The organism is Flavobacterium sp. 28YEA47A (genome assembly GCF_041262125.1).
Taxonomy (GTDB): Bacteria; Bacteroidota; Bacteroidia; order Flavobacteriales; family Flavobacteriaceae; genus Flavobacterium.
The window spans coordinates 232917-252155 of record NZ_JBGCCI010000001.1; the positions used below are offsets into that span (position 1 = coordinate 232917).

A 19239-nucleotide genomic window follows, 5' to 3' on the forward strand; every position below is an offset into this window, starting at 1 on the left:
AGAGTTTATTACCAGTTCGGGTTTTGTCCCAAACCTGGTGTTTGTATTAATTGAGCATTCGGGATTGGGAATAGTTCGTGTTTACCCACTTCAAAAGGTTTTCCATTGGCTTGCATGGCTTGTGCTGCTTGTCCGGTTCTTACCAAGTCAAACCATCTGTCATGTTCAAAAGCCAATTCTAACCTTCTTTCTTTCCAAATCAGATTTCTTAATAAAGTCTGGTCTGTTGTAGTTATTTCTCCAAGGTTTACCCTGTCGCGAACTTTTTTCAATGAAGCCAGTGCTGCGTCAGAGTTGCCCAACTCGTTAGCTGCTTCAGCATGAATCAGATAAATTTCTCCAAGTCGTAATACTCTAATGTTTTTATCACCGTCTGCGGCACCTGCATTAGCGCTGGAATAGGCTTTTTCATTATACATTGGGTTTTCTACGGCGGTGCTTACGATACGTCCATCATACATAGTTTCGCCTCTGAAGATAATCGTTGCATCTCTTCTGATAACATCACCTTCTGCATTATAGGCATCCAAAAGATTTTGAGATGGTGTATTGAATCCCCAACCCCAACCGCTTGGTCCTCTGGCGCCTTGTGTTTCTGAATATTGCTGTACTCCGTGAGCAATTGATTCTCCACGGGCCTGAACTTCAAAAATAGATTCTCTACCATTTTCAGTATTGACTCTCCATATTTGGGCATAATCCAACTCAAGACCGTATTCCCCTGAAGTAAGCACCAGATCAGCATAATTAAAAGCATTCTGCCAATCTTTTTCATACAGGTAAACTTTAGCCAATAAAGCTTGTGCAGCACCTTTTGTAGCCCTTCCTAAATCAGCAGATGCATATTCACTCTTTTTAGGCAATACTTGAATAGCATCTAGCAAATCCTGCTTGATAAAATCATAAACCTGCGCTTTTGGAACTCTCACAGTTAAATCAACGTGTTGTAAAGGCACGTCGCCAAAAGCTCTTACTAAGAAAAAGTAGTGATAGGCTCTAAGGAATTTGGCTTCTCCAATTAGCCTGTTTTTATAAGCCGTATCTGTAAGTCCGTAATTTTCTGTATAACTTATGGAATATGTAGCACGTCCAATTGCTTTATACCAGTTCGTCCACATGGCTTCAACAGAACCCGCAGTAGCTGTAAAAGTCAATCCGTCAAGTAATCCTTTATCACCACCCGGGTCACCAGGCGAGCTGCCCTTATCTGCGTTATCAGAAATGATTTCAGTAATTCCAAGATATGAGAAGGCATAATCCCACTCTGTCATCATTCCATAGATTCCATTGACAAAAGCAACTGGCTCCAGGTTCTCTCCGCTATCTTCTTCAGTGATCTTTTCTCTTGAATCTACATCAAGGAAATCGTCGCATCCAACTAATACGCCAAGAGCGAATGAAAGACAAACAATTTTTTTATAATTTATTTTCATACTATTTTTTTTTAAAATTCAATGTTTACACCAAAAATGAAAGTTTTGATATTTGGATAAGCCGCTAATTCAATACCGGCTGTCTCATTTGGTGCCCCACTATTATTCAACTCCGGAGTAAATCCTGAATATTTAGTGAACAGGAAAGGGTTTTGTGCCGTTCCATAAATTCTAAGCCTAGAAATATTGAACATGTCTTTAAAAGTATATCCTAAAGTAATGTTGTTGATTCTGAAATAGTCACCATCTTCTAAATAATAGCTTGAAGACAAGGCATCTCTATTTGCTCCTGGATTTGTATTTGAAGTTCCTGGCCCAGTCCAACGATTGTTGAATGTTTCAGCAGCGATATTTTCACCTGCATCTACACGGGTTCCTTTAAGTCCGTTATAAACTTTGTTTCCACCGGCTCCAAATCCATCAACAGATAGATCGAAATTTTTGTAGGCAAGACTTACATTGATTCCATAAGAGAATTTTGGGATATAAGAGCCAAAGAATTTCTTATCTCTATCATCAATTACACCGTCTCCGTTCTGATCTTTATAACGTAACTGACCAGGCTGAGGCGTTCCGATGTGCGGATTGGCGTCAATTTCTGCCTGACTTTGCCAAACACCGTCTGCTTCTAACAGCCACCATGAATATATTGGCTGTCCTTGCTGTAATCTTTTCGTGATTTGACCATCACCAAGGCTACCGCCTGTCATTCCGTCGTAAGCAGGTTTCACATTCTCTAAGGTGTTTGTATTATGGGCATAATTAACGCCTATGCTATATGAAAAATCGTCAGTAATATTATCTCTCCAATTCAAAGCAACTTCATATCCTTTGTTTCTTACCTCACCTCCATGATCAAAGTAATTTTGAGATGCAGGTGAATTTAGAATTGGCTTTACATTTAATATTGCGTTTGTATTTATTCTATTATAGTAATCAAAACTACCAGACAATCTTCTGTTAAGCAATTCAAAATCAACACCCGCATTAATTTCTTTAGTAACTTCCCAAGACAAATTTGTCGCTGGCGATCCTACAGCTCCACCAAATACTAAATCCTGATTTGGCCCAAAAACATAATTCGTATTCGCACTACCTGGGTTTGTAATAATTGAAGTTACATTAAAAGGTACATTTGCATTCCCTACTTCACCATAACCTGCTCTTAGCTTAAGAAAATCCAAATTGTTGATACCACTTAGGAAATTTTCGTTGGTCAGCACCCAACCCACGCTAATGGATGGGAATGTTCCCCAATAATCAGCATCTTTTTTAAAATTACTGTTCCCATCTCTTCTGATAGTTCCTGAAACATAGTATTTCTCATCAAAATTATACTGAAGCCTTCCAAAATAAGAAAGAACATTTGTAGGAGTTTGATAAAATTGCTTGACAACTTTAGTATAATTTAATGATGCCATATCCAGATTCCAGTAATTTTCTTGTTCCGGAACACCGTAACCTTCCATGAAAGATTCATACACATCATTTCTTCTTTCTTTTGTTACACCTGCTGTAGCATTAAAATTGTGCTTGCCAAATGATTTGCTTGCTGTTAAATAAGTATCCCAGTTGTATCTGAAACTTTCAACATCTTTATAAGAGAGAGAGTTATTAGCAAATTCAGTAGAAGTAGGTGCTCCGTTTTGAGCATTTTGAAAATCCGTAAGAGTTCTAAGGGGATCTGCTGCCAAATAACGGCCTCGAATATTATTATAAATCCTAGTTTTAGAATACGATTTTGTAGCTCCAAATCGAGTCGTAGCTGTCAGCCAATCTGTTATCGTATAGTCAGCCTGAAGTAATCCCTGAATCTCCATCATTTTATTCTTCTCATTCTGGAAATTCACGTTCGCAACCGGGTTTCCAATAGAATTTAATCGACCTCCTTGTTGTCCGGCTCCAATGATGTAGTCTGGCAATCCTGTAGTCTTGTTCCAAAATGACATTCCATATCTTCCATCAGGATAATAAACCGGAATTATAGGAGCCTGCTTATAGGCTTCAGTAAATGAACTGTATGGTTTTGGAGTGGATTTGGTAAATGCAGCGCTAACATTTTGTGTAATTTTTAATTTCCCGTCAAAAGCCTTAAATGTATTATTAGATCTTAAAACATTTCTTGCCACTTTATGCCCTTCCAAAAGTCCGTCTTCTTCATAGTTGTTATAGCTAAAATAGTAGGTCACATTTTCTGAACCGCCAGAAAAAGAAATATCATTTCCTTGAGAGAAACTTGTTCCCGTCAATGCATCATACCAATCCGTATTATAAGGTTGGTTAAGTGATAGTCTGTCTGGGTTTCCAATAGCCGCCCTACTTTCGTTAAAATAAGTAACAAACTGGCTGGAATTAGCCATTTTAACAGGATTCAGTATTGATTTTGCGCCATAAAAAGAATTGATCTTAATGGTCGTTTTTCCCAGTTTTCCTTTTTTTGTTGTAATAAATACAACTCCGTTAGCAGCATTTGAACCGTAGATAGCAGCTGAAGCCGCATCTTTCATAATGTCAAAAGACTCGATGTCGTTTGGATTCAGGTTAGCAATGCTACCCGTGATAATACCGTCTACGACATACATAGGAGATCTTCCTGATTCAGCAGTTCCTAAACCTCTGATAATGATTGTAGGTGTTGCACCTGGTGCATCATTAGCGATGATATTTACACCTGCCGCCTTACCTTGTATGGACTGCAAAGCATTAAATGCCGGCTGTTTGGTAATCTGATCTGATTTGATTGTTGAAATAGCACTGGTAAGGTCTGTTCTTTTTTGAGTACCATATCCAACTACTACTACTTCAGTAAGATCTGTGCTTGCCATTTTCATAGACACGCTCATGTTTTCTGCCGCATTTATTGTGAGTGTAACATAACCAAGAAACGTAAACGTAAGCGGCTCGTTTACTTTTGCATTAATTGAAAAATTTCCATCAAAATCGGATACTGAGCTTGATGTGGAACCCAAAATGTTGACTCCAGGGAGTGGGAGTCCATTTTCATCCAGTACCTTACCTTTTATATCCTGAGCATGGAGATGGCCCTGGAAGAAAAGAAGTACGAATACCCCGAAAATAAAGTTTTTCATTTGTTTATATTTTGTTAAAAGTTAGTGTTACCAAAGTACAAATTACAACGTTGTAGTAAACTTGAAGAACTCACTACACAAACACATCATTTTAAAATAAAAACAAAATAAAAAATTGATTATCAATACATTATAAAAACAATAACTACATTTATAATCGCTTTAAAATTGGATGATGATGTAGTATTGATGTATTGTTATTTAATAAAAATGTTATGAAATTATTTAATTATTATTAAAAAAGAATTCAATTTTATACATTAATCATAAACTTGGAAAGATTATCGTCAGAGGTTAGTCCTAATTTTTTTCTCAATCGATAACGATGTAGCTCGACACCGCGAAATGAAATATTCATTAACGGGGCAATCTCTTTTGAAGATAAATTCATTTTAAGGTAAATGCACAGCTTAATATCTTTTGAAGTAAGCATTGGGAATTTATTAGAGAGTTTGTGGACAAATTCTTCATGACTCTGCATCAGATTATGCTCAAAACTTTCCCATTCGTTTTTGTTGAGGGCGTTGATCTTAATTGACTTTTTAATTTTGCTCTTGATCTGGTTGACGTCTTTTTCCGTTTCCAAGATTTCCTGAATGCTGTCAATCATCTCACTTTGTTTGGCAATTGAAAGTGATTTTCCGGCCACTTCATACGCCTTATTCTGGACTTCAATTTCAAGAATATGTTTTTCATACTCCTGTAATTTTAGCTTGTTTTCCGCATTAAGCTCTAACTCAATAATTTCTTTTTGGTGTTTTAGCTCTTCTTCTTTCAGTTTAATCTTTTCAAGATATCTGATTTTATTCCAACGATAATAGAGGAAGAAACTACCTGAAATAATCAAAATATAAAACAGTACCATCCAGAATGAAAAATACCATGGTTTCCTGACAGTAAATGTATAAGTAGCCACTTTACTGTATTTAGTTCCGTCATTATAATAAAATTCAAGTTCCTGAAAACCGCTGCTAAGGTTGTTAAGAATTAGATTACCTCTTTTTATAGGTACAAAGTCATTGGAATCATTCAGTCTATAAAACAGGTCAGGACGATTGTAGCCAAAGTATTCTGAAATTACATTTACTTCAACTGACTGGTTGTATTTTATCTGCGTATTTTTATCAATCAATTTTTCATGATAAAAAGCTTCGGCATAGACTCCCTGAATACGACGTCTATTGTTATTGATTTTAAAAGAAATAAAACCGTCATCCAAATTCATCAAGTAATGGTCGCCGTCCTGGTATATCTTTATGTTTTCCATGATGATTCTTCCTTCATAGTATTTTTCCGGAATAAGTTCCCAAACAAATTGGTCTTTTACTTGGGAGACTACATAGAGCAATCCGTTTTTTAATACAATAAAATTCTCATCATTGATAGGTATGATGTCAGCCGTGTTCTTAAAAGAGGCATTAAAAATCTTGTCTTTTTCTAATTTTCCAGAAATAGAATTATAGACATACCAATTATTATCTATCAAAAACAGGATTTCATTTTTATAACTGAAGAGCTTTACGCCATAATCATTTTTTATGCCGTTCTGAAGCGAAACATTTTCAATTTTTTTGACATTGAAATTCTTATCATACAAGATTCTATAAAGGCTTCGATAATTATCCGCAGCCCATAATTCTCCTCGCTTGTTTTGGGCTAAATTTTTGATTGGTTTTTTCAGTCCATCCAAAAGCTTGTATTTGGACAGATCATTAATATCTTCATATACTACAATACCGGCATAATTTCCCTGAAAATATACATTTTCAAATTCTCCTTTTAAGAATTTCCATCCACCATTTATAGGACTGACTTTTTGCAATCGTGCTGTTCTTCCATCATATAAAAATGTTCCGTCGTTATGCCCTATAATAAATTCGTTGCCTCGTTTAAATATATCCCAAACCTGTCCTTGTGAATTGGGAAGGACTTCCAGTATATTATTTTTACAGGTAAAGATTCCATGATTGGTTACAAAAAGATAGCCTTTGTCAATTGTAGAAAGTGAGTAGACTGAACCTAAAATACCCGAATTGTCAGAAAAAATCTGAACAGGAGAATTAATTTCAACATGGCATATTCCGTTATCCAATCCTAACCATAAGTCTTTTTCCTTATCGATACCGATGGACAAGATTGCATTATTTTTAAGTGCATTCTGCCTGTTTAGGTTCTTGTAACTTCCATTCTTAAGATTAATGATATACAGTCCCTGCAATCCACTACCAATAACCAAGGTATTCTCATCAACAAACTTCGCCGTAACGAGAACTTCTTTTTTGATGACTTCATTTAGCGGATGACTCCAAGGCACAAGATTGCCATCAATAACTACAAAAACACCATTGTTTTTTGAAAAAATATAGACCTTACCTTGGTGTTTTTCAATGTGGTGGATGACATTTTCTTTTAAAATCTCCCAATTATTTCTCTTAACGAACTTTGTGCCTTCCATCATATAGATGCCTTCTCGGACTGTGGCAACATAAATTTCATTATCTATCAGGTAGCAATATGAAATCTGGGATGGGAATTCTACTTTTTGTATCGTTTTTCCATCATAAATAAAGACTTCATTAAAAGTCTGAAAATATAACTTGTCTTTATATTTAAAGATTTTCCAGATTTCCTCATTATCGGATCCGCCTTGAAAAATATTCTTGCCTCTTGTAAGCGAAAAATATTCCATCTTACCGTTAATTCTTTTCCAATAGCCAAATTCTTTATAGGAGCCGGAATAAATTTTATCTCCATCAATAAATATCGAGCGGATAACCGTTTTGTTAGGAAGGTCATATTTCTCCCATTTCACACCATTGTATCTCAAAAAATAATGATTATTTGCGAAATACATAGCATTGTCACCGCCTTGCGTTACATTCCATACCTGATTATCTCCATTGTAATCTGATTTCGTAAAATTCTCTACAAAAGGCAGCAATTCCTGCGCCTGTATGCACAATGAAAAAAGACAAACGAATAAAAACTGTAAGGATTTTAACTTCACGATTTTTAGGGATTTATTTCAAATATAAGAACATATTCTGTTTTGATTCCCTACGATACTTAAATAAAAATTAATGCTGCTGTTCCAAATAATAAAAAAAACTATTTTTGCTTTAAATTCTATTGAAATGAAAAAATACCTAGGAATAATGTCTTGTCTGTTTTTGTTGACTGCCTGTGACGATGGCGACATGACTTTTGACTCGTTCGATTTCAGCAATGCTATTGCTGCAAATTGTTCGAACAATGCAGACGTTTTAAACTCTGTTTTTAAACTGAGCAATAACGAAGCCTTACTAATCAAATTTCCAACAAACGTTTTTCCCTTCAAAAACTTAGAAGGACAGAGCTCATTGTCTATTTCTGCCGCCAATAAAATTATTTACCGCGTTTTTAACGGCCCGGTTACCAACTCCTATTTTTGTTCTATCATTCCTCCCATAACTCCTACAGTAGTTGACGAATGGAGTACTGCTGATCAATCCAGTGGTACTATTGAAATCAAAACTACTCCGGTAGATAATACAACAAAAAGAGAAGAGGCAAAATATGACCACACCATTATTTTCAAGGGTATTACCTTGTCAAATGCAAGTGGTGGAACCGTAACTTATACAGAATATATTTTTGGTAAGTACCAGACCGAAACGAACATTCGCTTTGCTTTTAGTACTGCAGCAATCCAAAAATGCTCAAACAACAAACTATTCAAGATATTCGACTCTAATGTTGGAAATGATGCAAACAAACAGAATCTTAATGAAGTTATAATTCTGGACATGCCTCCTTCGGTTTTTCAACAAGGAGCCGGTTCTCAAAGTTATCTGGTAGACGATACCAATCAGATTACTTATAGACTGTATGGTGGTGATGTGACTGCTAATGCTCTTTGTACCGAAACAGGGCTGCCTCAACTGTACGAAGAATGGCAAGCTGAAGATGGAGTTTTAAATGGAGTAAATTCTACAGGAGTAATCAAAATTGATACTGCCGTAGATGGAAACAATCTTGTCCATACAATCACATTAACAGCAGTAAAATACAAAAAAATAGGACCTACAAACAATACATTTGTACAAGACGTTCAAACTTTTGGCGATTATATAACCACAAATTAATCAGTCAAAATTATAGTATAAAAAAGCCCGATTGTTTTAATCGGGCTTTTTTTATCTGCTAGGGTTTTGCTTGATATAAACTTCTGTAGCTCCCAAACCGTATTTTTGATAATCGGCATCTTGAAAAATTATTTCGTCATAGCGTCCGAGTAAAAAATCAAGCTCAGCTTTCAACACACCTTCACCAACTCCATGAATAAAAACAATTTTTGGAATCCTGTTTCTGATAGCAAATTCGATATGTCTTTTTGCTGTTTCAGTTTGAAGCGTGAGTATATCATAATTAGACATCCCTCTTTTGTTTGGAACCAATTTTTCAATATGTAAATCGAATTCCGGAACGCCTCTTTCGTCTCTTGTCTTCTTTTCTTTTATAAAACTCCTTGGTTTTGGAATTTCTTTTTCTTTTAAAACCTGACTTAAATTATGACTTCCGATTCCAAAATTTAAATCACTGGTTTTCTGAATTTTAATCAACTCATTGACAAAATATGTCAACTGAAATCCATCGTCAGTTTCTATTGTAATTTCATCATTTTTGACCGACAAAACAATACCATTGACTGCTTCATCAATAACCGTGACCCTATCTCCTTTAACTAACATCCTCTTCAGAATTATCTTGATTTTTACTTGGCACTTTTGCCGTCAGCCTCATCATTCCATACATAAAAATGGCTATACCAAAAATCATAATATAGACATTTGGCTTCTCCTTACTCTGTTCATATAATGCACAAATACCTGCAAGTGCTATAATGGGTATGTATATTTTTTTCATCCTGATTCTAATTGCTATCTGCCAAAAGTAAGAAACTTTAAAAATAATTTCCGGACACATCCAAAACTTTATGCTTTTTTCGTAAAATTGTAATAGTAAAATTATGAGCTATGGAAGAATATATGATTCCCTGCATGAATAAAAAACTTTTTGGAATTGACTGTCCCGGTTGTGGTACGCAGAGAGCTATAGCTTTAATTTTCAGGGGAGAGTTTGTGGATGCATTCCATATGTTTCCGGCTATTTATACCACCATCCTATTTTTCATAGTTATAGGACTGAATTTCATCGACAAGACACGCAATTACCATAAAGCAATAATTTCTTTAGCAATAATCAACGCAGTAATAATGGTAATTTCTTACATTTACAAAATCACCAATTAAACAATTAAATCTTTTTATCTATGGAAAAACAAAAATTACCTAATGCTTTAGCTGTTCTTATCCTGGGCATCTTATCTATCCTAACTTGTTGCTGTTATGGAGTAATTGGATTAATCCTTGCCATTGTAGCACTTGTATTAGCTGCAAAAGATAAGAAACTTTATCTTGAAAGCCCTGAGTTATATTCCAACTACTCTAATTTAAATACAGGTAAGATTCTGGCTATAATTGGAATTGTTCTTAATATGCTGGTTATACTTTTTTATATTTGGTTAATTTCTCGACTTGGATTGGAAGGTATGCAAGATCCACAACAAGTAGAAGCCTTTATAAAAGATACGTTTGGGGCTTAACTCCCACATGACATATAAAAAAAAGCCGCTATAAGCGGCTTTTTTAATTTTATCTTTCAAACTCTTTTAAGGTCTTGATAATAATGGAAACACAGTCCAGCAATTGCTCTTCATTCATGACTAAAGGCGGTGCGAAACGAATAATATTGCCATGTGTAGGTTTTGCAAGAAGTCCGTTATCACGTAACGCCAAGCAAATATTCCATGCCGTATCGCTTTCTTCCGTATCATTAATCACAACTGCATTCAACAATCCTTTTCCTCTAACCAAAGTTGCGATATTGCTGGTCTTGATATATTCTCCTAATTTTTCACGGAAAATATTTCCAAGATAATCGGCATTTTCTGCAAGCTTTTCTTCTGTTATGACTTCCAAAGCCGCAATAGCAACTGCAGCTGCAATAGGATTTCCTCCAAAAGTAGAACCGTGTTGTCCCGGCTTGATGACATTCATAATCTCATCATTTGCCAATACTGCCGAAACAGGATAAGCACCTCCAGATAAGGCCTTTCCAAGTATCAGTATGTCCGGCTGTACGTTTTCATGATGTACGGCTAATAATTTGCCGGTTCTGGCAATTCCGGTCTGTACTTCGTCTGCAATAAACAAAACGTTGTGTTTTTCGCAAAGCGCTTTGGCTTTTGCCAAATAACCTTCAGACGGCACATACACTCCCGCTTCTCCTTGTATTGGCTCTACCAAAAAGCCGGCTATGTTTTTTTGAGTTGTCAAAACTTTTTCCAAAGCCTCCAGGTCATCATAATTGATATTGATGAATCCGGCAGTGTAGGGACCGAAGTTTTTACGGGCATTCTCATCATTAGAGAAAGAAATAATCGTTGTTGTTCTTCCGTGAAAATTTCCATCACATACGATAATCTGAGCCTCATTCTCCGGTATCCCGTTTTTCTCGTATGCCCATTTTCTACAGATTTTGATAGCCGTTTCAACTGCTTCGGCTCCTGTATTCATTGGCAGTACTTTATCAAAACCAAAATATCGGGTTACAAACTCTTCGTATTTTCCTAATTTATCATTATAAAAAGCTCTGGAAGTAAGCGTTAAGGTCTGCGCCTGGTTAATCAAAGCATTGATAATCTTAGGATGGCAGTGTCCTTGATTTACGGCAGAATAAGCTGAAAGAAAATCATAGTATTTTCTCCCTTCCGTATCCCAAACGTATACGCCTTCTCCTCTGTTTAAAACTACAGGAAGCGGATGATAATTGTGCGCACCGAATTTATCTTCTAAAGAGATAGCTTCTGAGGCATTGTTTTTTTCTAAAACTGACATTGTGAGAGTATTTTAATTCTTCAAAAATCAATTCCTTCTTGTGGAGAGAAATCATCCATATAGCATTGCAAAATTAATGAATTCAAATGAATTTTCAATCGTTGTAGCTGATGAAAGCAAAAGCAAATCCCATTTCTCCAACTGACTTTTCAGATGCAAAAATGGGATTCATATATCTTTAAAAGCTACGCAAATAGTAAACCTTAAGGCAGCACTAATGTTGCATTAGAAGTAATTTTAGTATTCAGCAATCTGGAAATAGGACAAGTCGTTTCTGCTTTTTTAACCAATTCCTGAAATTTATCTGTTGAAATTGCATCGACTCTTCCTAAAACTGACAAATGCGAGCCTACTACGCTGCCATCCTGAAAATCAATATCGCATTTGGTCTCTATAGAGGCAACTCTAAAACCTGCTTCATTTAAATAGGCTGTCAACTGCATTGTAAAACAGCCGGCATGTGCCGCGGCAATCAACTCTTCAGGATTTGTTCCGTTTCCGTGTTCAAAACGAGTCTTAAACGAATATTGAGCGTTACTCAAAACTGTGCTCTGGGTAGAAATCTTCCCGTTTCCTTCTTTGAGCGAACCTTCCCAAACTGCTGTTGCATTTCTTTTCATAACTATTGTAGATTTGTTTTTCTTAAAATTACGAAAATCAAAAACGGAAAGAAATCAAATTTTATAAACTTTAACATCAAGGACCTAAGAAGCGGCTCTTTCCTGGAACATAGCCAACAGCTTCAGTGTGGTATTCCAGTTTCGTGCAGTCGCCGTTACTTTTAGCTTGTTCTCGATTAATTTGTTGTTGAGTTTTGAATTGCCAGCCGGGTTATTGTATTTCATAAAGATAATTCTCTTATTTATGACAATTTCATCTGGCTCAAAGCTCGCGTTTTGTAATGCTTCAATATTCTCCTTTACTGGTTCTGTACCCAAAAAAGTAATATAGAGTTTTTTCAAATCTATCTCTTTTTCTTTCAAATAAGGATTATTTTTCGAAACCCATTGCAGCATTTCCTTATCGGTTACCACAACCGAAACATCAAAGCCAAAATGTGTTTTAATCAGCTCATGGATTTGGCTTTCCAATAGCTCCGGAGTTGGGTTTCCAGAGACATCAAAGAGAATATTCCCACTTTGTATATAGGTTTTAACATTTTGAAAACCAAAATCTTCCACAACCTTTCTTAAAGTTTCCATTTTAATCAGCTTTTGACCACTTACATTGATCCCTCTAAGCAAAGCTACATACGATTTCATGATTTTCTTTTTTAAAATTTCTTTCCAAATTTATAAAAAACAGTATCCCAAACAACTTTATACCGATTAAAAATTAACCAATAAAGCTCCGAAAATCAGACCCGAAAAATTTTCTTAATTTCAATTCAAAAAACAGAACAATCACTTATTTTTGCCGTATGGGAAGAAAGAAGACAGACAAGATCGTTTTTGAAAATATTAAGGTGCTGGATGCAGGTGCCAAAGGAGTTTCAGTAGCCAAGGCGCCAGACGGAAAAGTAATTTTTATTCCGAATGTCGTGCCTGGCGATGTAGTCGACATACAGACTTTTAAAAAGAGAAAAGCCTATTACGAAGGAAAAGCCATTGCTTTTCATGAATATTCTACAGACAGAGTTGAGCCGGTTTGCCAGCATTTTGGAGCTTGCGGAGGCTGCAAATGGCAGAATATGGCTTATGAAAAACAGCTATTTTACAAAAACAACGAAGTTTTTAACCATCTGAAACGAATCGGTAAAATTGAATTGCCGGATTTTGAACCTATTCTGGGTTCTGAAAAACAGTTTTTCTACAGAAACAAGATGGAATTTTCTTTTTCAAATGCTCGATGGTTAACCGAAAAAGAGATTGAAAGCGACGAAGATTTAGGCAACAGAAATGCTCTTGGTTTCCATATTCCAAAAATGTGGGATAAGATTTTAGACATTACTGAATGTCATCTTCAGGAAGATCCTTCTAATGCTATCCGTAATTCAATACGAGATTATGCTAACGAGCATGGTCTGCCATTTTTTAACCCAAGAAACCACGAAGGTCTTTTGCGTACCTTGATGATCCGTACTGCTTCAACAGGCGAAATCATGGTTTTGATCCAGTTTTTTGAAGAAAACAAAGAACAAAGAGAAGCATTGCTTAACTTCCTTTTGGAAAAATTCCCAAATATCAAATCGTTGCAGTATGTAATCAATAGCAAACCTAACGATACGATTTATGACCAGAATGTAATTTTATTCCACGGAAGAGATTATATACTGGAAGAAATGGAAGGCTTAAAATTCAGTATTAATGCCAAATCCTTTTACCAGACCAATTCTGACCAGGCTTATGAGTTATACAAAATCACCCGTGATTTCGCAGGACTGACAGGTAATGAACTGGTATATGATTTATATACAGGAACAGGGACTATTGCGCAATTTGTGTCTAAAAAAGCTGGAAAGGTAATTGGTGTTGAAGCCGTTCCTGAAGCTATTGCTGATGCTAAAGAAAATGCCAAACGCAACAATATTACCAATTGTGAATTTTTTGTGGGCGACATGAAAGTGGTTTTCAATGAGGCTTTTATTGCCCAGCATGGAAAACCGGATGTAATTATTACCGATCCGCCAAGAGACGGCATGCATAAAGACGTTATTGAGCAGATTTTAAAAATCGCTCCAAAAAGAATCGTATATGTAAGCTGTAATTCGGCAACACAAGCTCGTGATCTTGCTTTAATGGATGAATTTTACAAAGTGACAAAAGTACGTCCGGTAGATATGTTCCCGCAAACGCATCACGTTGAAAATGTTGTACTTTTGGAAAAAAGATAAATTGATGAAGAAGATTCAAAATATAATTATGGTACTTTTTATAGCTATCTGCTTTTTCGGATGTGAAAAGGATGATATCTGTTCAGGGTCCACTCCTACTACTCCTAGGCTGATGGTTGAATTCCGTGAAAAAGACAATCCTGCTATCTTAAAACCTGTCACTAATCTTACTGCTATAGCAACAGGAATGACAACTGGAGTTGTTTTTAATGAAGGGTTGACATCTACAGACCCTAACCGTTATCTGACCAGCGCGAATAAAATTGGGTTGCCTTTAAAAATCACTGGAGAAACAATAGAATATACACTTATTCAAAATTCGACCAATACGAATCCCGCTATTCGCAATGCAGACAAGATTACCTTCAATTATACAACAAGAGAAATTTATGTTTCCAGAGCTTGCGGTTATAAGACTAATTTTACTCTGACCGATAGTCCATTACAAGAACCTACTTCTGTTGACAATAATCGATGGATAAGCAATATTGTTGTCGAAACACCTAATATAGAAACTGAAAATGAAATACACATTAAAATCTATTTTTAATCTGGCTTTAGTGCTGATTTCATTATCCGCTTTTGCACAAGACAAAAAAAAGGACACCGTCGTTCCAAGGACTGAACGCTACGGACTACGTGTTGGTACCGACTTATATAAAATTGCCAGATCAATTTATGACAGTGATTATAAAGGGTTTGAGATTACTGGTGATTACCGTCTGACGCAGAAAATCTACATTGCAGGGGAAATTGGAAACGAAAATAAAACAACCGATGAGCCCCAACTAAACTTTACAACAAAAGGAACCTATTTCAAAGCCGGATTTGACTACAATATCTACAAAAACTGGCTGGACATGGAAAACATGATTACACTAGGAATGCGTTATGGTTTTAGTTCTTTTACTCAGGAACTGAACAGTTATTCTATTTACAACCCGCACCCTTATTTCGACGAATCGGATGTGATTACCGTTTCAAGAAAATACTCCGGACTTTCGGCCCATTGGGTAGAGTTTGTAGCTGGTATAAAAGCAGAAGTTTTTGACAATTTTTTCATGGGTTTTACACTGCGTATGAATCGCCTTGTTTCCAACAAAAAACCAAGTGATTTTGACAATCTTTATATTCCGGGCTTTAATCGTACTTATGACGGTGACTTTGGCGTAGGTTTTAACTATACTGTGAGTTACTTTATTCCTATTTATAAAAAGCAGAATCTTCCTAAGACTGAAGACAAGGATAAAGATAAAGGTAAAAAGAAAGAATAGGCTATTTGATTTGTCTGATTCCCTTCATGAAAATCCACTTCATAAAAAGTTTTTCTCCATCATTTGTTTTTACCGCCTGAAATTGAGGGGAAAGAAGGGTTGCAACCATAAAAGCCGTTACAGGAATCCAGAATCCATGTAAATTGGTATAAGCCGCTACCAGGAAACGGAAAATGATAAACAAAATCGCAAAAGATAATAATTGAAAAAGGAATGCTTTTGTTTTTAGAGTCATTGTAAAAATTTGTTAGATTAGTTTCCAGCTCGTATTAGTTGCAAAGCTAACCATAAAATTATTCTTCCGAAAGTTTATAGACAGAAGTATTGGCTTTTGAATGACTTAACAAAATAGCATAATCAATAAAATCTGCCGTGCATTTTTTACTGTAATTAACGACATGCTCCGATTTGGACTTCACAATTACTTCCATTAAATCAGAACAGCCTTTTTGCTGATATGGGCTTTCAGGCTGATTTAATCTAAAAAGAATAAGATCTGAAACCTTTTGTTTTTTCAGTTTATCAATCCCTTTGAAATATTCTTTGCTGTAATCTCCAATGCCAAAACCACCTTTTGTAGTTGATTTTTTATAATTACCCTGTTTATCAAAAACATCATCCCAAATCACTCTCGACTTGGTAAGATAGCCCAAAACCGAAACTATTTCTTCTTTTTTATAAACCTCATTTTCAATCAGCCGGGTAAAGAATGAGGCAAAATGATCTTCTTCTCTTATTTTCATCAAATGGGCAAATCCATATCTGAAAAACTTCACTCCTTCATCAAAGTTATACATCTTTGAAAGCGCGATGTAATTAGTATAAATGCTTTCTTCTCTTGAAAATTCTTCAAAACTTGCTTTTATGGTAGCGATGAGATAGTCAAATTGCTTTTGATTATTGATAAATCGCTCATAGCTTTTTGTGTCGGCTTCATAATCGGCAACAAATTCCCTGAGCATCTTTTTAGAATAGCTTTCTTTATAGGGCGAATAATTTGCAGTATCCTTTTCAACCATTTCTTTTAGTTCTGACAGCTTTTTCCATTGATTTGCTTCGGTATTAGCCAGTAAAAGCAGGTGTCTGCATGTATATTTATAGGTTACAATAGGATCAGTGCCAAGAACTTTTATTTTCTTGTCTGCAGGTAGTCTATCGTTTATGGTTTTGAGGTTTTTCCATTTCTTAAACGTTTCTACAGAACGCTCTTGCGGCACTCTTGTACCGTAAGTAATCACAAGGTCTTTCAGCAGTTTTTCATCGCCGTTTTGCAAGTATTCATTAAAATAATAAGCAATGCTATAATCCGTTTCCGGAAAATAAAATCGGATATTGTTATTTTTCAAAATAGCCTGCATTAGCAAAAGTTCGGCTTCTTCCGTTTTTGCGCTTCCATGATAGGCTCCAAAACCGATGATTTTCATTCCCGACTGCGGAAATTCAGATAGCCTATTCAGGTCAAATTTGTTTTTTGAAAGATAGTCCTGCTTGTTTTCCTGCGAAAATGCAAACTGTAGATGAAAAAAACACAAGATAAATGCAATTCTGAATACCATAACATTTGTTTGAGTTGGACAAATTAAAGCCTAACTTTTCATACTTAATTGTACGATTGGGACATTATTCCAATTTCCAATAGGTTTCATCACCCAGTTTTGAAATGGAAGGAATGACTTTTTTAGGAGATTCTTTTGTAATGGATTTGAATTGGCGGATAAAATCGGCCTGGTCATAATATTGGCTAAAAAGTGCAATTTCAGTAAGTGTATTCGCTCCGTTTTGCTCTTGTGAAAAATTAATCGCCTGTCGGAATCGCACCATCTTTTTATATTCTTCAACAGAACATAACAGGTGTTTTTGAAACAATCGTAATAATGTTTTCCGGTTTGTAGTTAATTTCTCTGAGAGTTCTGAAACTTTGGCTAGTCCGCCAGATGTTATAATTTCATCTACCGCTTTTTCAAGAATAGGGACGTCAAAATCTGCCAGCCTATTTTCAAAAAAGGAATCCAGAAGCCTTGCTTTTTCAGATTCTTCACTCTCTTCAAAAACAGCTGTTATACATTCTTTAAAAGAAAGACCGAAGTAATCAAAATAGCCTACTCTTTCCGAAAGAACTTCAAAAAGAGGCTTATCGACAAAATGATTGAATCCCAACGGAGCAAAAACGATTCCTATCTTATCAAAAGCACCTTTAAATCTGACTCGAATACTTTTGTCAAGGTTTGTGGTATATAAAACACGCAACTGTTTTGTTTTAGAATCTGAAACGGTTGTCCCTTCTTCAGACAATAGAATTTCAGCATTTTTGTAAACCGTTAACGCATTTTTATAATTCGGGTAAAAAACGAATGATTTTTCAAATTTAGTATCGGTACAGCTATGGAAATAATAATAAGCGATATACTTTCTGATTATTTCGCTTTTAGGCTGTACAGAAACAAATTTTTCCATCATCAGTCCGCTTGGGCAAATTTGGCTTTTTTGCTGCCTTCATACATTTCATACTTCACCAGCCTTGCTTCTAGGCTTCCGTTGAATAGTTTGATTTTTCTGGAAGGTCTAAGCCCTACATATTTCAACGCTTCAATATTTGCCGTGATAAACCAGGCATTGGTATTAGGGTAGCCCTGCTTTAAGGTATCACCAATGTTTTTGTAAAAACGTTCCATTTCAATATCCAGACGTTCGCCATACGGTGGATTGAAAACCATGTGCAACGGGCCTTGTGTTGCTTTTTCAGTATCGAAGAAATTTTTCTCGGTTATAGAAACATATTCGTCCAGATTGGCGTTCCTGATATTGTCTTTTGCTTTTAAAACCGCTGACGGAGCCTTGTCATAGCCCTGAATCGTATAATGAAATTCTCTTACCTTTTTCAATAAGGAATCTACAATCTGGTCAAAAAGGTCGTTATCCCAGTCATTCCATTTTTCAAAAGCAAATTCTCTTCTGTTCAGGTTCGCCGGAATATTGCAGGCTATCATTGCTGCTTCCGCCAAAATAGTTCCTGAACCGCACATTGGATCTAAAAAATGTCCTTGTCCGTCCCAACCGGATAACAATAACATTCCAGCCGCCAGTACTTCATTAATTGGTGCTATATTGGTAGCGATCCTATAACCTCTCTGATGCAGAGAATTTCCAGAAGTATCTAAAGCTACCGAAACCTGATCTCTATCGATATGGATATTGATTCTCAAATCCGGGTAGTCTTTATCAATGCTTGGTCGTGCTCCAGTCTTGCTTCTGAACTGATCTACAATAGCATCCTTACATTTTTGGGAGACAAATTGCGAGTGTTTAAAATAATCCGAATGCACGGTAGTATCAATCACAAAAGTACGGTTCGAGTTTAAGTGCTCCGACCAGTCGATACCTGAAATTCCTTTATATAAGGACTGTTCGTTGGTTGCTTTGAAGTAATAAATTGGCTTTAAAATTTTCAAAGCCGTACGCAATGCGAGATTGGCCTTATACATAAATCCTTTATCTCCTACAAAGCTGACCATTCTTACGCCCTGTTCTACTTTTTGTGCGCCTAAAATTTGCAATTCTTTTGCCAAAATTTCTTCAAATCCGAAAAAAGTTTTGGCTATCATTTTAAAATTCTCCATACTGATTTTACTCCCCTAAATATGGGAATACTTATAGTTATTTTATGCAAAAATA

18 protein-coding genes are annotated in these 19239 nt (G+C 35.8%); 6 read left to right on the forward strand and 12 right to left on the reverse strand.

The annotated features are described in order from the left end of the window. Positions 1–8 precede the first annotated feature (8 nt). The 3 genes from ABH942_RS01065 to ABH942_RS01075 form a co-directional block, all read right to left on the reverse strand. Positions 9–1433 (reverse strand): RagB/SusD family nutrient uptake outer membrane protein, encoded by a 1425-nt coding sequence (locus tag ABH942_RS01065; RefSeq protein ID WP_370029102.1) that lies wholly within the window; start codon positions 1431–1433, stop codon positions 9–11. Positions 1434–1444: 11 nt separating this feature from the next. Then, positions 1445–4522 (reverse strand): SusC/RagA family TonB-linked outer membrane protein, encoded by a 3078-nt coding sequence (locus ABH942_RS01070; protein WP_370029104.1) that lies wholly within the window; start codon positions 4520–4522, stop codon positions 1445–1447. A gap of 253 nt (positions 4523–4775) precedes the next feature. Continuing rightward, entirely contained in the window at positions 4776–7529 is a 2754-nt protein-coding gene (locus ABH942_RS01075; protein ID WP_370029106.1) for a histidine kinase, read from the reverse strand. Positions 7530–7656: 127 nt separating this feature from the next. Here ABH942_RS01075 and ABH942_RS01080 point away from each other — a divergent pair, with 127 nt between their 5' ends. After that, positions 7657–8646 (forward strand): hypothetical protein, encoded by a 990-nt coding sequence (locus ABH942_RS01080; protein WP_370029108.1) that lies wholly within the window; start codon positions 7657–7659, stop codon positions 8644–8646. A 51-nt stretch (positions 8647–8697) separates the two neighbouring features. On the opposite strand, the gene ABH942_RS01085 is transcribed toward ABH942_RS01080, so the two are convergent. Then, positions 8698–9252 carry a Smr/MutS family protein gene (locus ABH942_RS01085; protein ID WP_370029109.1) on the reverse strand — a complete coding sequence of 185 codons (555 nt, stop codon included), beginning with the start codon at positions 9250–9252 and terminating at the stop codon, positions 8698–8700. Next, a complete protein-coding gene (locus ABH942_RS01090; protein ID WP_370029111.1) occupies positions 9242–9427 on the reverse strand; it encodes a hypothetical protein in 186 nt (61 codons plus the stop codon). Before ABH942_RS01090 ends, ABH942_RS01085 begins: the two co-directional genes overlap by 11 nt. Positions 9428–9537: 110 nt before the next feature. Between ABH942_RS01090 and ABH942_RS01095 the strand changes: the two genes are divergently transcribed. Both ABH942_RS01095 and ABH942_RS01100 read left to right on the forward strand, forming a co-directional pair. Beyond that, positions 9538–9813: a DUF2752 domain-containing protein gene (locus ABH942_RS01095; RefSeq protein ID WP_370029113.1), complete on the forward strand. Its 276-nt coding sequence runs from the start codon at positions 9538–9540 to the stop codon at positions 9811–9813. Between the two features lie 20 nt (positions 9814–9833). Then, a complete protein-coding gene (locus tag ABH942_RS01100; RefSeq protein WP_370029115.1) occupies positions 9834–10166 on the forward strand; it encodes a CCC motif membrane protein in 333 nt (110 codons plus the stop codon). A gap of 49 nt (positions 10167–10215) precedes the next feature. Here the strand turns inward: ABH942_RS01100 and rocD are convergent, their stop codons facing one another. The 3 genes from rocD to ABH942_RS01115 form a co-directional block, all read right to left on the reverse strand. Next, positions 10216–11460, reverse strand: coding sequence for an ornithine--oxo-acid transaminase (rocD, locus tag ABH942_RS01105; protein WP_370029117.1), 1245 nt, complete (start codon positions 11458–11460; stop codon positions 10216–10218). Positions 11461–11663: 203 nt separating this feature from the next. Continuing rightward, on the reverse strand, positions 11664–12080 hold the full coding sequence (locus tag ABH942_RS01110; RefSeq protein WP_370029118.1) for an OsmC family protein: 417 nt from the start codon (positions 12078–12080) through the stop codon (positions 11664–11666). Between the two features lie 84 nt (positions 12081–12164). Then, complete coding sequence (locus ABH942_RS01115) at positions 12165–12722, reverse strand: DUF1697 domain-containing protein (protein ID WP_370029120.1); 558 nt, start codon at positions 12720–12722, stop codon at positions 12165–12167. Positions 12723–12880: 158 nt separating this feature from the next. Here ABH942_RS01115 and rlmD point away from each other — a divergent pair, with 158 nt between their 5' ends. Genes rlmD through ABH942_RS01130 form a run of 3 tightly spaced genes read left to right on the forward strand, consistent with a single transcriptional unit; the run spans position 12881 to position 15567 of the window. Beyond that, positions 12881–14293 carry a 23S rRNA (uracil(1939)-C(5))-methyltransferase RlmD gene (gene rlmD, locus ABH942_RS01120; RefSeq protein ID WP_370029122.1) on the forward strand — a complete coding sequence of 471 codons (1413 nt, stop codon included), beginning with the start codon at positions 12881–12883 and terminating at the stop codon, positions 14291–14293. 4 nt (positions 14294–14297) lie between these two features. After that, positions 14298–14843: a DUF6452 family protein gene (locus ABH942_RS01125; protein ID WP_370029124.1), complete on the forward strand. Its 546-nt coding sequence runs from the start codon at positions 14298–14300 to the stop codon at positions 14841–14843. Next, entirely contained in the window at positions 14815–15567 is a 753-nt protein-coding gene (locus ABH942_RS01130; protein WP_370029125.1) for a DUF6048 family protein, read from the forward strand. Before ABH942_RS01125 ends, ABH942_RS01130 begins: the two co-directional genes overlap by 29 nt. A gap of 1 nt (position 15568) precedes the next feature. Here ABH942_RS01130 and ABH942_RS01135 read toward each other — a convergent pair whose 3' ends face one another. The 4 genes from ABH942_RS01135 to ABH942_RS01150 all read right to left on the reverse strand — a co-directional run bounded on the left by ABH942_RS01135 (position 15569) and on the right by ABH942_RS01150 (position 19184). Further along, entirely contained in the window at positions 15569–15802 is a 234-nt protein-coding gene (locus ABH942_RS01135) for a hypothetical protein (protein WP_370029127.1), read from the reverse strand. A gap of 58 nt (positions 15803–15860) precedes the next feature. Next, a complete protein-coding gene (locus ABH942_RS01140; protein WP_370029129.1) occupies positions 15861–17123 on the reverse strand; it encodes a hypothetical protein in 1263 nt (420 codons plus the stop codon). 64 nt (positions 17124–17187) lie between these two features. Continuing rightward, positions 17188–18024: a helix-turn-helix domain-containing protein gene (locus ABH942_RS01145; protein WP_370029131.1), complete on the reverse strand. Its 837-nt coding sequence runs from the start codon at positions 18022–18024 to the stop codon at positions 17188–17190. Next, entirely contained in the window at positions 18024–19184 is a 1161-nt protein-coding gene (locus tag ABH942_RS01150; RefSeq protein ID WP_370029132.1) for a class I SAM-dependent RNA methyltransferase, read from the reverse strand. The genes ABH942_RS01145 and ABH942_RS01150 overlap by 1 nt, the downstream gene beginning before the upstream one ends. Between the last annotated feature and the right edge of the window lie 55 nt (positions 19185–19239).

What these genes read in the sequence shown, in the direction of transcription:
- ABH942_RS01100 (WP_370029115.1), top strand. Translation starts at nt 9,834, where the DNA reads ATGGAAAAACAAAAATTACCTAATGCTTTAGCTGTTCTTATCCTGGGC.
- ABH942_RS01090 (WP_370029111.1), bottom strand. Translation starts at nt 9,427, where the DNA reads ATGAAAAAAATATACATACCCATTATAGCACTTGCAGGTATTTGTGCA.
- ABH942_RS01145 (WP_370029131.1), bottom strand. Translation starts at nt 18,024, where the DNA reads ATGATGGAAAAATTTGTTTCTGTACAGCCTAAAAGCGAAATAATCAGA.
- ABH942_RS01070 (WP_370029104.1), bottom strand. Translation starts at nt 4,522, where the DNA reads ATGAAAAACTTTATTTTCGGGGTATTCGTACTTCTTTTCTTCCAGGGC.
- rlmD (WP_370029122.1), top strand. Translation starts at nt 12,881, where the DNA reads ATGGGAAGAAAGAAGACAGACAAGATCGTTTTTGAAAATATTAAGGTG.
- ABH942_RS01095 (WP_370029113.1), top strand. Translation starts at nt 9,538, where the DNA reads ATGGAAGAATATATGATTCCCTGCATGAATAAAAAACTTTTTGGAATT.
- ABH942_RS01125 (WP_370029124.1), top strand. Translation starts at nt 14,298, where the DNA reads ATGAAGAAGATTCAAAATATAATTATGGTACTTTTTATAGCTATCTGC.
- ABH942_RS01085 (WP_370029109.1), bottom strand. Translation starts at nt 9,252, where the DNA reads ATGTTAGTTAAAGGAGATAGGGTCACGGTTATTGATGAAGCAGTCAAT.
- ABH942_RS01065 (WP_370029102.1), bottom strand. Translation starts at nt 1,433, where the DNA reads ATGAAAATAAATTATAAAAAAATTGTTTGTCTTTCATTCGCTCTTGGC.
- ABH942_RS01080 (WP_370029108.1), top strand. Translation starts at nt 7,657, where the DNA reads ATGAAAAAATACCTAGGAATAATGTCTTGTCTGTTTTTGTTGACTGCC.
- ABH942_RS01110 (WP_370029118.1), bottom strand. Translation starts at nt 12,080, where the DNA reads ATGAAAAGAAATGCAACAGCAGTTTGGGAAGGTTCGCTCAAAGAAGGA.
- ABH942_RS01140 (WP_370029129.1), bottom strand. Translation starts at nt 17,123, where the DNA reads ATGGTATTCAGAATTGCATTTATCTTGTGTTTTTTTCATCTACAGTTT.
- rocD (WP_370029117.1), bottom strand. Translation starts at nt 11,460, where the DNA reads ATGTCAGTTTTAGAAAAAAACAATGCCTCAGAAGCTATCTCTTTAGAA.
- ABH942_RS01150 (WP_370029132.1), bottom strand. Translation starts at nt 19,184, where the DNA reads ATGGAGAATTTTAAAATGATAGCCAAAACTTTTTTCGGATTTGAAGAA.
- ABH942_RS01130 (WP_370029125.1), top strand. Translation starts at nt 14,815, where the DNA reads ATGAAATACACATTAAAATCTATTTTTAATCTGGCTTTAGTGCTGATT.
- ABH942_RS01135 (WP_370029127.1), bottom strand. Translation starts at nt 15,802, where the DNA reads ATGACTCTAAAAACAAAAGCATTCCTTTTTCAATTATTATCTTTTGCG.
- ABH942_RS01115 (WP_370029120.1), bottom strand. Translation starts at nt 12,722, where the DNA reads ATGAAATCGTATGTAGCTTTGCTTAGAGGGATCAATGTAAGTGGTCAA.